The 11,047-nt window shown below is 67.1% G+C and carries 11 protein-coding genes and 1 pseudogene; 9 read left to right on the top strand and 3 right to left on the bottom strand.

All coding sequences use genetic code 11. The features are described 5' to 3' along the window. Positions 1-12 precede the first annotated feature (12 nt). Positions 13-606 carry a DUF5998 family protein gene (locus tag W5W_RS0110475; RefSeq protein WP_008733697.1) on the top strand — a complete coding sequence of 198 codons (594 nt, stop codon included), beginning with the start codon at positions 13-15 and terminating at the stop codon, positions 604-606. Continuing rightward, entirely contained in the window at positions 603-1,856 is a 1,254-nt protein-coding gene (locus tag W5W_RS0110470; RefSeq protein WP_017195354.1) for an alkaline phosphatase family protein, read from the top strand. The genes W5W_RS0110475 and W5W_RS0110470 overlap by 4 nt, the downstream gene beginning before the upstream one ends. 69 nt (positions 1,857-1,925) lie before the next feature. Here the strand turns inward: W5W_RS0110470 and sepH are convergent, their stop codons facing one another. Next, complete coding sequence (gene sepH, locus W5W_RS0110465; protein WP_008733834.1) at positions 1,926-3,164, bottom strand: septation protein SepH; 1,239 nt, start codon at positions 3,162-3,164, stop codon at positions 1,926-1,928. Between the two features lie 291 nt (positions 3,165-3,455). On the opposite strand from sepH, the gene W5W_RS0110460 reads away from it, so the two are divergent. From W5W_RS0110460 to W5W_RS0110445, 4 genes are all read left to right on the top strand, one after another. Then, a complete protein-coding gene (locus W5W_RS0110460) occupies positions 3,456-3,761 on the top strand; it encodes a DUF4193 domain-containing protein (RefSeq protein ID WP_008733710.1) in 306 nt (101 codons plus the stop codon). Positions 3,762-3,827: 66 nt separating this feature from the next. After that, positions 3,828-4,526, top strand: a complete 699-nt coding sequence (locus W5W_RS0110455) for a DUF3710 domain-containing protein (protein WP_017195353.1) — start codon at positions 3,828-3,830, stop codon at positions 4,524-4,526. A gap of 3 nt (positions 4,527-4,529) precedes the next feature. Further along, positions 4,530-4,901, top strand: a complete 372-nt coding sequence (locus W5W_RS0110450) for an OB-fold nucleic acid binding domain-containing protein (protein WP_008733766.1) — start codon at positions 4,530-4,532, stop codon at positions 4,899-4,901. A 4-nt stretch (positions 4,902-4,905) separates the two neighbouring features. Next, positions 4,906-5,628, top strand: a complete 723-nt coding sequence (locus W5W_RS0110445; RefSeq protein WP_017195352.1) for a DUF3159 domain-containing protein — start codon at positions 4,906-4,908, stop codon at positions 5,626-5,628. A 50-nt stretch (positions 5,629-5,678) separates the two neighbouring features. On the opposite strand, the gene W5W_RS0110440 is transcribed toward W5W_RS0110445, so the two are convergent. Continuing rightward, positions 5,679-6,398 (bottom strand): potassium channel family protein, encoded by a 720-nt coding sequence (locus W5W_RS0110440; RefSeq protein WP_008733747.1) that lies wholly within the window; start codon positions 6,396-6,398, stop codon positions 5,679-5,681. Positions 6,399-6,401: 3 nt separating this feature from the next. After that, positions 6,402-7,067, bottom strand: a complete 666-nt coding sequence (locus tag W5W_RS0110435) for a potassium channel family protein (protein ID WP_008733752.1) — start codon at positions 7,065-7,067, stop codon at positions 6,402-6,404. A gap of 58 nt (positions 7,068-7,125) precedes the next feature. Between W5W_RS0110435 and W5W_RS0110430 the strand changes: the two genes are divergently transcribed. The 3 genes and pseudogenes from W5W_RS0110430 to W5W_RS16830 form a co-directional block, all read left to right on the top strand. Continuing rightward, positions 7,126-9,201, top strand: a complete 2,076-nt coding sequence (locus tag W5W_RS0110430; RefSeq protein ID WP_017195351.1) for an APC family permease — start codon at positions 7,126-7,128, stop codon at positions 9,199-9,201. Beyond that, positions 9,198-10,661 carry a class I SAM-dependent RNA methyltransferase gene (locus tag W5W_RS0110425; RefSeq protein WP_008733757.1) on the top strand — a complete coding sequence of 488 codons (1,464 nt, stop codon included), beginning with the start codon at positions 9,198-9,200 and terminating at the stop codon, positions 10,659-10,661. Before W5W_RS0110430 ends, W5W_RS0110425 begins: the two co-directional genes overlap by 4 nt. 140 nt (positions 10,662-10,801) lie before the next feature. Beyond that, positions 10,802-11,047 (top strand): annotated as a pseudogene (locus W5W_RS16830) (hypothetical protein); the annotation flags it as partial.

Here is an 11,047-nt window from a genome sequence, read left to right as displayed (position 1 = left end):
CATGATCGCCTTATGAACTGGACTGCGCAGGCCCGATCCGACGCCGCCTCAACGCCCCTGGCCGAGGAGGTGCGCCGCGCCGGCTACTATCCCGAACTCGTCCTGGGGACGCTCGACGTCGCCGTGGCCGGCGAGGAGATCGTCGTCGACCTGGTTCAGGCCGAAACCACCTTCGATGATGCGGTCCATCGTCACTTGACGGTGCTCGCCCTGACCGACAGCCGGCTCATCATCGTCCATGTCGATGACGTCCCCCGGGAGGACGGCCGGCCGGGTGCGGTGGCCACCAGCGAGGCGGTGCCCATCGCTCGTATCTCCTCGGTGTCGCTGACCCGCGGCGTGCGCGAACCCGCGTCGGACGGCGGGCAGCTGACCGAGGTGACGATCGCGATCTGCTGGGGCGCCGTGCGTCGCCTCGACCTTGAGCCGGCGACCTGCGGCGATCCGGCTTGCGAGGCGGAACACGGGTTGACCGGGCTCTCCATGCCGGATGACATCGTCATTCGTGTCGCTGCCGGGGTCGAGGGCGACGCCGCGCTGGCCCGGGCGGACCGTTTCGCCCGAGCGCTGTCTGAGGCGACCGCCCGAACTGCGGCGCGCGCATGAACCAGCCGCACCTGTGTCAGGTTCTGGGCGCTGCTGCGGTCGGTGCGGGACTGGCCCTGCGTGACGTCGCCTCGCCCGATGCGCCCTCTGACACGCAGGCCCGCCGCGCCGCCCTTTCGTGGGGCCTGCTGGCCGATGACTCCGCCGGCGGCGTGCCGACCGTCCTCGTGCTCGTCGATGGGCTGGGCCTGGAACTTCTTCGCGAACGCCTGGGGCATGCGCCCACGCTGAGATCCTGGTTGTCCGGGTCTCGGGCCGGTCCCGGTCCTGCTGCTCTGACGTGCGCGCCCTCAACGACGGCCGCTGCACTGACGACGCTGGGCACCGGCGCTCTTCCCGGCGTCACCGGCATGGTCGGATACTCCGTACTCAACCCGTTGCTGCGCCGGGACATGCCCGAGGGCACGGCTCCGCATCCGGAGCAGAATCTGTGCCTCATCACATGGGAGGGACACGCTCCCAATCCGCGGAGCTGGCAGGACGTCCCCACCATCTTCGAACGCCTTGAGCGCGATCAGGGTCATTCCCATTCCGAGAGCGAGCGTGGCACGCCGTTGGCCGTGACGATCGGCCCCTCGCGCTTCGTCGGTTCGGGCCTGACCTCCGCCGGCCTGCGCGGTGCTCCCCATCGGGGTGCGGATCGTCTCGAAGCCCGCCCCGGGCTCGCTGTTGAGGCGCTTCGGCAGGGCGTCCGCCTGGTCTACCTCTACATCGGGGAGCTTGACCACACCGGACACGCCCACGGCTGGCGATCCATGCAGTGGCTCGAGCAGCTCGAGCGTCTTGACGCCGCCATGGCTGAGCTTGCGCGCCGCGTGCCGGCCGGCACGCGCATCATTCTGACCGCCGACCACGGCATGGTCGATACCAGTGCCGATCGGCGCATCGACCTTTCCGAGCGCCCCGCTCTGGCCCGCGATGTCGTTGCTGTGGCGGGCGAGCCGCGCTTCACCCATCTGTACGTTCCCCGATCGGACCCGGATATAGCCGCTGCGGTTGTTCAGCGATGGCGGGGCGAACTCGGTGAGCGGGCCCTGTGGGTCGGTACGCGGGCCGAGGCGGCGCAGTGCGTGGGGCCGGTCGGGCCGCGGGCGGCTGCCGTTCTGGGCGATGTTCTGGTGGCGATGAATCACGATTGGGTGGTGGTCGACCCGCGCGTTCACAGCTCGTTCGCGATCGCCATGCCCGGTGTGCACGGTTCTCTCACGGGAGCGGAGATGACGATTCCCCTGCTGACGACCATGACCTGAACCGCCGGGAGAACGGGACGTGCGCTGCAGTCTGTTTCTCGCCCGTTCTCAGCTTGTTTTAACTTGGTACTACTCGGGCTTGGCACCGAAGACGATCTCGTCCCAGGACGGGACGGATCGGCGTGAACGCCTCTTGGATCGGGGGGCGGGAGTAGCCGGCCTCTCGGGGGGCCCCTCCTGCTTCATCCGTTCCTCCACCTGGGCCGTCGGCATGGTCGGAGCGCTGTGAACGGAGGCCGCTGCCTGAGGCGATGTTGGTGTCGATGTTGGTGTAGTCGGTGCAGACGGCGCGGGGGATGCCGCGCTGGGGGCCGAGATGCGGCGCCTCGCGTTGGCCGGATGGCGCCCCGCTTGACCCATCGCGACCTTGCGGTGATCGGACATCGAGACGATCTGGGCCTGCCCGCGTGGGGAGGTCAGCGGCGCTGCCGGCTCCTCATCCTCGTCCAATGGGGGTTCGACCTCGAGCCTGCGTCCGCGGCTGGAGGCCAGGTCCGCCAAGAGCGCGTCGGTCGACGAGCCCTCAAGGCCCTCGAGGTCGTTGAGGTCCTCATACTCTCCCGTCTGTGCCGCTTGCTCCGCCTCTTCCCCCGCCTCGGGCGAGGAGGCGGAATGCAGCGCCGGTTCAAATGCCGGTTCAGCAGCTGTCGGCGTCATCGGGCTTGCGGTGGTAGGAGCCGAGGACGCCGAGGCGCCGGAGATGGGGGAGTCCTGGTCGAAGACGGCCGGAGTGCGGGGCGCCGCAGCGGCTTCCGTGAGCCACCGTGCCTCTTCGTCCAGTGCACTGACTGCGCGGGCGGTCATGTCCAGTTCCCAGCGGGCGAACTTGGCTTGCGCACTCTGGACGAAGGCGAGGGTCACTTGCCAGGGGTCACGGCCCTCTCGCAACGCGTCCCACTGCAGGCTCGTCGGCTCGACCCCGCGGGTGGCCAGACGATCCACAACGAGTTCGCCCAGAACAGGAGAGTCCTTCTCCCAGCCGATGCGGCAGGCTTGGGCCTGACGAACCGCCCATGCCCGCTCCGCAAGAACTGGGCCTTCGAATCGGCGCACGTGCTCGACATCCATGCCGGTGATGGTGGCGACCTCTTCTGCGCTGGCGCCTGCCCGCATGTAGGCCTGCAGTTCGCGGGGGCGGACAGCCGAACCGGGGCTCGGCGGTACGATCGCCTGCGACAGTGCGGCTGGGCGCGCACGGCGCACGGCCGCGCGCAGGGCGTCATCGACAATGATGCTGTAGCGTTCACCCGTGCCGTCGGTCATCACGACGGTGTCACCGTTGGCGCCCAGCAGCTCGAGCTCGATCATCGGGAATATGCCTCCTCGTGTCCGTCGTACAGGCTCAGCGTGCCATCCCCGCCGCGCGGGCTGCGGGAGGTCGACCGGTGTGGCACGCCGGCATGTGGCTCTGTTCGCCCTGAGCCCTACCGCATCGCCGTCAGGCCTGGTTCACGCAGCCGGTGCGTGGTGCTATGGTGCGCGTGCCCTGCTCGGAGGGGTCGCCCGCCACTGGTTTTCGGTGTCATGGCCGGTCCCGGCGGAGCCACGAACCGCCCGAGAGCCCGATCGAGTGCCGTCGACGAGAGAGAGTGACAGGCCATGGCGACCGATTACGACGCCCCGCGCAAGAACGACGACGAGCCTGAGTCCGACTCCATCGAAGAGCTTACCGCTCGGCAGAAGGATCAGTCCTCGGAGGCTATCGAGGAGGACGAGAACGAGGTCGCCGAGGGCTTCGAGCTTCCGGGCGCGGACCTGTCCCGCGAGGAGCTGAGCGTTCATGTCGTTCCTCAGTTGGAGGACGAGTTCACGTGCTCCGAGTGCTTCCTGGTTCACCATCGCGGCTCGTTGGCGTATATCGACGATGCCACCGGTCAGCCGGTGTGCACCGATTGCGCGGGCTGACCGCAGACCCGCGCCTCTGCATCCCCGTGGAGTGCGGAGCACCATAACCCCGATAAGGAGATCCTCATGGGACTGTTCTCCCGTCGCCAGGAAGGCGACGTGAGCGAACCGAGCATCAATTCCGATGACGCTGCGCCTGGATCCGACAGTGGCATCGGGCCTTGGGATGCTGCACGTGCGCCGGAGCGGCCCGGATCCGCGGGGCGGATCGACTTGGGGTCGCTGCGCATTCCCGCCGTGGATGGGATGCAGATACGCTTGGAGAGCCCTGGAGGATCGAGTCAGGAGGTTTCGGCCGCCGTTCTGGTCCTGGCCGGCTCCACGCTCGAGCTCCGTGCCTTCGCGGCGCCGCGCACCGCAGGCATTTGGAATGAGCTGCGCGAGGACATCACCGCGGAACTTGACCGGGCCAGGGCCCGTTTCGACGTGGAGGACGGCCCGCACGGCCTTGAGATTCTCGCTCATGTTCCTGTGCGCACCCCCGATGGTCGGGACGGGACGGTAGCGGCCCGCTTCATCGGTGTCGATGGCCCGCGTTGGTTCCTGCGCGGCGTGCTCCAAGGCCCTGCCGCCACTGATGAGGCGGCTTCACGGGTTCTGCGCGGGGTTTTCGCCGACATCGTGGTTGTGCGCGATGGCGCCGCCAGGCCGCCGCGGGAGATTCTTCCGCTTCACGCCCCCGGGATCAGCACTGCTCCCGCCGCCGAGGATCTTCCCGGTCTTGAGCCTCTTGAGCCCGGGCCGACCATCGCCGAGGTCCGCTGAATCGTGGGCTCCGCGCTTGTTGGGGGGCCATTCTCGAGGCTGCGCTCCAGCCGTGAGGATATCGACGCTCTCGATGAGGCGATCACGGCCCGTCGTCGGGGGACCATGCCCGTGGGCGAGCTTCGGGCCCGCCGGCGGTCTGAGGTCTCCGGCGTGCTGCGGGCCATCACCTTCAGACCGTCCACCGACAAGCCCGTCCTGGTCGGCCAGCTCTTCGACGGCACTGGGTCGGTGGATCTGGTGTGGATCGGACGCCGATCGATCGCCGGGATACGTCCTGGCGTGCATCTGAGGGTTGAGGGCATGGTTGTCGCCGGTCGGCCCCGTCCCACGATCTACAACCCGACGTATGAGATCCTCGCACCGGGAGAATGATTCTGTGAGAACTGGCGCCGACCAGTCCGCCTCGGGCCTCGGGGCCCTGGGCGCCGAGCGCTTTGATGCCGTATCCGCGGTCGGGGGCTGGCGCGGGGTGCTGGAGTCCGCGGTCCCCATCCTCGTTTTCGTCGTCATTCTGGCGGTGGCGCCGACCGCGTTGACCACAGCACTTGTCGCCTCCCTGACCGTGAGCGGCGTGGCCCTTCTCGCGCGACTCGCCCAGCGCGGTCGGCGGCGGAATCTGAAACAGGTGGCGGGTGGTGCCCTGGTAACGGTGCTGAGCGCCGCATGGGCCTGGCGCAGCGGGCAGGCGTCCAATTTCTACGCCACCGGACTGGTGATCAACGCCGTGTGCTTGCTCGCCTTCCTGGGCTCTTTGCTGCTGCGCCGGCCGCTGATCGGCGTGCTCATGGAACTGTGGCATCCAACGAGTGGGGGAGACGCTGAGAGCCCTGAGGGTCCTGAGAGCCCTGCGAGTGGCAGTTCCTGGCGCACCGACCCGGCCCGGGCGGGAATCCGACGGCGTTACGCCATCGCCACCGGTGTGCTCGCGGCTGTCTTCGTTCTTCGTCTACTAGTGGAAGTCCCTCTCTACCTGGCGGGTGAGGCTGCGCTGGGGGCACTCGGCGTGTCCCGAGTCGTGCTCGGCCTACCGCTGTACGGCTTGGGCATCTGGTTCGCCTGGCTCATCGTGCGGCCCAGTTCCCAGCGCGCGAATCGCTGATCGCCGAGCGGTCGGGCACGCTCTCGACCTGCAGACCTGCAGAGCGGGGCTCAGCTTGACAGAGGCGAGGAGTCGCTTCTGGGCGTGAGCTCGGGCCCGGGGGCGGTGGAGGTGAACAGTTCGGGAAGCTCGTACAACGAGGTCTCTCCCTCTCGGGCAGTGAGGAACAGTAACTCGTCGCCGCGCTCGAAGCGCTCGTCTCCATCTGGGTTGATCGGGCGGTAGTCGCGCAGGATGGCTGCCAGGACCGTATGCGGCGGCAGCTCCACGTCGCTGACGAGTTCGCCGATGACCGGGGAGTCGTCGGGCAGGGTCAGCTCGTGCATGAAGGCGCCGGACTGGTGGAAGGTGAATACCGATACCAGCGAGCCGACGCTGACGGCCTCCTCGACGAGCGCCGTCATGATCCGAGGCGTCGATACGGCCACGTCCACGCCCCAGGTTTCGTCGAACAGCCACTCGTTCTTCGGGTTGTTGACGCGTGCCACGGTTCGGGGCACGCCGTACTCGGTTTTGGACAGCAACGAGGTCACGAGGTTGGACTTATCGTCACCGGTCGCGGCGACGACGACATCGCACTCGCCGGCTCCGGCCTCAGCCAGGGCATCGACATCGCAGGCGTCGGCGAGTTGCCAGTCGGCCTCGGGCACTGAGGCGATGCGCATGGCGTCTGGCGAGCGGTCCATGAGCGTGACCTCATGACCGTGGCTGATGAGTTCACGGGCGATGGAGCGGCCCACAGAGCCGGCGCCGGTGATGACGATCTTCACTGCTCAGGCCTCCTTCGCAGGCGGGCGGGACAGCGCCCGTTGCACAGTCACGAGCCTGTCAGTCGCAACTGCGAGATGGAGCCGGTCATGCTCTTGAAGCACTGTCGCAGATCGGGGCACGAGCGCCGTCGACCCGCGTGAGATCCACGCGACTCGGACGTTCAGGCGATCTTCGATCATGCCGATGGTCATACCGACCCAGGCACTGGAGACGTCGGGCTGGACCAGACCCACGGCTCCGGAGACGTCGACGATCTCCCGCGCTGTTCCGCCGGGCAGGATCCGTCGCATCATCTGCTCGGCCGTCTGCCTCACTGTTGCCACCGTGGGAATGCCCAGCCGCTCGTAGACATCGGCGCGCCGAGCGTCGTAGATGCGAGCGACGACATGTTCGATGCCGTACAGCTCCCGGGCCACCCGGGCGGCCACGATGTTGGAGTTATCACCATTGGAGACCGCGGCGAAGGCGTAGGCCTCATCGATACCCGCCTGCTCCAGAGCGTCTCGGTCGAAACCCACTCCTTTAACCTTACGGCCGTTGAACTCGGTGGGAAGACGGCGGAACGCATCGGACAATTGGTCGATGATGGCCACGGAATGACCCATGCGGTCGAGCTGAGTGGCCATGGAGGCTCCCACGCGGCCGCAGCCCATAATGACGAAGTGCACGGTAAAACCGTACTCCTGACCTTGGACACTGCGGAACGCGGACGTACGATTCGATGTCGTGCGTGATTTCGCCGACCGTGTCAAGCGGCTTCTCGTCGGGCGTCCGGTGCCCAGCCGAGCGCTTGGGGAGACTCTTCTGCCCAAAAGAATCGCTCTGCCGGTCTTCGCCTCCGACGCCCTTTCGTCAGTGGGGTATGCACCTGACGAGGTGCTCATCACCCTGGCCGTAGCGGGAAGCGCGGCCACGGTGATCTCCCCGTGGGTGGCGCTGGCGGTCATCGGCGTGCTCGTGGTGGTGGTCGCCTCCTACCGGCAGACTGTTCACGCCTACCCCTCCGGTGGGGGCGACTACGAGGTCGTCTCGACCAACCTGGGGCCGCATGCCGGCCTGCTCGTGGCTTCTGCACTGCTGAGCGACTACGTCCTGACTGTGGCCGTATCCGTGTCCTCGGGAACCTCCTATCTGGCTGCGGCCGTGCCCTGGGCGGAAGGCCACAAGGTCGAGATCGCCATCGGCATCGCCACTGTCCTGGCACTGCTCAACCTTCGCGGGAGTCGGGAGTCGGGCGGTGCCTTCGCCATCCCGACCTATCTGTACATGGCCGCCATCGGCGTTCTGGCAGTGGTCGGCCTGGTACAGGAGGTCACCGGCACGCTCGGACGAGCGGAGAGCTCTGCGTACGAGGTCGTCGCGCAGAGCGGATGGGAGCAGGGGCTGACCGGCCTGGCCGGCGCCTTCCTCATTCTGCGCGCCTTTTCCTCTGGATGCGCTGCTCTGACCGGAGTCGAGGCGATCTCCAACGGCGTGCCCAGCTTCCAGCGCCCCAAGTCCCGCAATGCAGCCACTACGTTGCTCATGCTGGGCACTATCGCCGCTTTGATGCTCATGAGCATCATCCATCTGGCCGGGGCGGCCGGCGTCCATATGGTCGAGAACCCGGCCACCGAATTGCTCAGCAACGGCCGTCCGCTCGGCCGGGGATACCATCAGGATCCGGTCATCGGGCAGGTCGCAGCGGCCGTCTTCGCCGACTTCAAGCCGATGTTCTACCTCATCACCGCTGTGACCGGACTTATCCTGTTCCTGGCCGCCAATACTGCCTTCAGCGGCTTTCCGGTGCTGGCCAGTGTGCTCGGCCGTGACGAATTCGTACCTCGTCAGCTCTCCCAGCGCGGTGATCGCCTGGCCTACTCCAACGGCATCATCGTTCTGTGGCTGGGAGCGGTCGCTTTCATCGTCGGTTTCGATGCCGACACCAACCGGCTCATCCAGCTCTATATCGTCGGCGTATTCATCTCCTTCACGCTCTCGCAGGTCGGCATGGTCCGCCACTGGACGCGCGAGTTGACCACCGCCACCGACCCCAAGGCGCGCGGCCGTATGCAGCGCTCCCGCATCATCAACGCCATCGGCGTGGGAGGCACCGGCCTGGTGCTGCTCATCGTTCTGGCGACCAAGTTCACCCGCGGCGCCTGGATCACCTTGACCATCATGGCGATCCTCTGCTTGGTGATGAGCCGAATTCGCCGCCATTACCAGCGTGTGAGCGATGAGCTGGCAATCTCCGATCTCCATGATGCGCGCGTGCTGCCCGCCCATGTCCATGCCATCGTGCTGGCCTCACGTCTTCACAAGCCCACCCTGCGAGCCCTGACCTACGCCCAGTCCACGTACCCGACTTCCATTGAGGCCGTTACCGTGGACAACGGCGACGGCAGCGCGGACAGGCTCCTGGACGCGTGGGAGGAGGCGGAATTGCCCGTGCCCTTGACCATTCTGGACTCGCCTTTCCGCGACATCACCCGGCCCATCGTCAACTATGTGCGCTCTGTGCGTCGTGAGTCTCCACGGGACCTGGTTGTCGTCTTCCTGCCCGAGTACCTCGTGCGCCACTGGTGGGAACAGATCCTTCACAATCAGACTGCGCTGCGGCTCAAGACGGCCCTGCTGTTCACTCCCGGAGTCGTGATGGCATCGGTGCCCTGGCAGCTCGGCCTGCCCGGTGAGATCCACATTCACCACGGCCTGCGCGCTCGCACCGCTCAGGGGATCGCCGATGCCGATGCGGCCGTTCGCCGGGAGGATCGTCACCGTCGTCTGCCTGCCTCGCCCAGCTCAGGAGAGACGCAATGAGCCGTTATGGTTCGCACAGTCATAGTTCGCGCAGCGGCTCTGAGCGGCTGCAGACCTCGGGTGAAGCCGAGGAGATCATTCTGCGGGTGGGTTCGCCCGCTCATGGTGGGCATTGTGTGGCCCGCCTTGATGACGATCCTGCGGGACGCGTGGTCTTCGTGCGACATGCTCTGCCCGGTGAGGTGGTGCGGGCTGTACTGACTGAGAAGAGCGCCAAGATCTGGCGCGCTGATGCTGTCGAGGTGCTGTCGGCCTCGCCGGATCGCGTTCGCTCGGTGTGGCGTGAGGCCGGCCCCGGGGGAGTGGGCGGTGGGGAACTCGGCCATGTTGCCCTGTCGGCCCAACGAACCTGGAAACGTTGGGTGCTGGCCGATTGCCTGCGGCGCATCGGCGGGGAGGAGGTCGCGGCGGCCGTGGCCGCACTGCCCGAGGCGGCCGGCACGGGGGCGGTTCCGGTCGAGGCTATGCCGAGCGAGGCGGCTGCGGAGGCCGGTGATGATCCGCGTGCGCGTCGATTGGCCGGTACCGGTACCCGGACCAGGATCGCCCTGACTATCACGGATGACGGTCTGGCGGGGATGCACGGCTTCCGCTCAGGAACGGTTCTCCCGGTGACTTCCTTGCCGCTGGCCGTGTCGACGATCCGCGCCCTGGGCCTGACCGAGCGTGCTCTGTGGCGTGCCCATTACCGGCCTGGCATGCGTGTTCACGCCGTTGCGCCGAGTAGCGGTGATCCGGTGGTGCGTCTGTCGTCTGGGCGATGGGAGCAGCTTCTGACCCCAACAGGGCGCGTTACTGGGCGCCGACGCGTCGAGGAGGTTGTGGGAGCCTCCGGTTTGGGCTTGGGGGAGTTGCGTTACAGCGTCCACGCCGAGGGCTTCTGGCAGATTCACCGCGATGCTCCGGCTGTTCTGGTAGATCGGATCGTGCGCGCAGCCTTGTCCAGCGCGCCGACGGCAGCTGGCACAAAGGCGGGCGATGCTCCTTTGGATTCAGCTGCTTCGGCGGGCGTGCGCGTGGTCGAGCTGTACGCCGGTGCGGGTCTGTTCACGTTGCCACTGGCGATGCTGACTGGAACGGTGCGTTCGCTGGAGGGCAAGGAGCAGGCGGTGCGCGATGCCCGTCGGAGCCTTCATTCCCAACAAGGAGCTCGCCTTTTCGCTGGTGGGGTCACCCCTGACTCTGTGGCGGAGTTGGGATGCTTCACGCCCGATGGTGGGCAGGGCGCCGATGTCGTTGTCCTCGATCCTCCGCGTCAGGGAGCAGGCCGTCAGATCGTGGAGGCCATCGCGGCCCTCGGCCCGGATCGTATTGTCATGGCGTCCTGCGATCCTGCGGCCCTTGCCCGAGACCTGAAGATCTTCATGGGAACTGGTTATCGGTTGGCCGCGCTGAGCGCTTTGGACATGTTCCCGCATACTCATCACTTCGAGACGATCGCCGTGCTCGGTAAGCGCTGAGGAGTACATGAAGTGGGCCCCCAGCCTTAAAAGGCTGGGGGCCCACTCTCATACTCCCGGATGGAGCAGTATCACTCGGTCATTCGCTACGACGGCGAGCAGTCAGAAGGACAGCTCCCGCCAGAAGGATGCCGGCAGACGTGCCCATGAACATCAGGCTATCGGGCCCGGTCTTGGCGAGCGGGGTGTCATCGCCTGACGGCGGCTCAGTCGTAGCGCTGTCCACCGGCATGGGATCCGACGGTGCCGGCGTGGGGTCCTCGCTGGGGGACGGTGCCGGGGTCGGGTCCTCGCTGGGGGACGGTGCCGGCGTGGGGTCCTCGCTGGGGGACGGTGCCGGGGTCGGGTCCTCGCTGGGGGACGGTGCCGGCGTGGGGTCCTCGACT

It is taken from the genome of Actinomyces massiliensis 4401292, assembly GCF_000269805.1.
In the GTDB taxonomy this organism is placed as follows: domain Bacteria; phylum Actinomycetota; class Actinomycetes; order Actinomycetales; family Actinomycetaceae; genus Actinomyces; species Actinomyces massiliensis.
The sequence above is the reverse complement of the archived record's forward strand: the minus strand, read 5'-3'. Positions and strand labels throughout refer to the sequence as shown.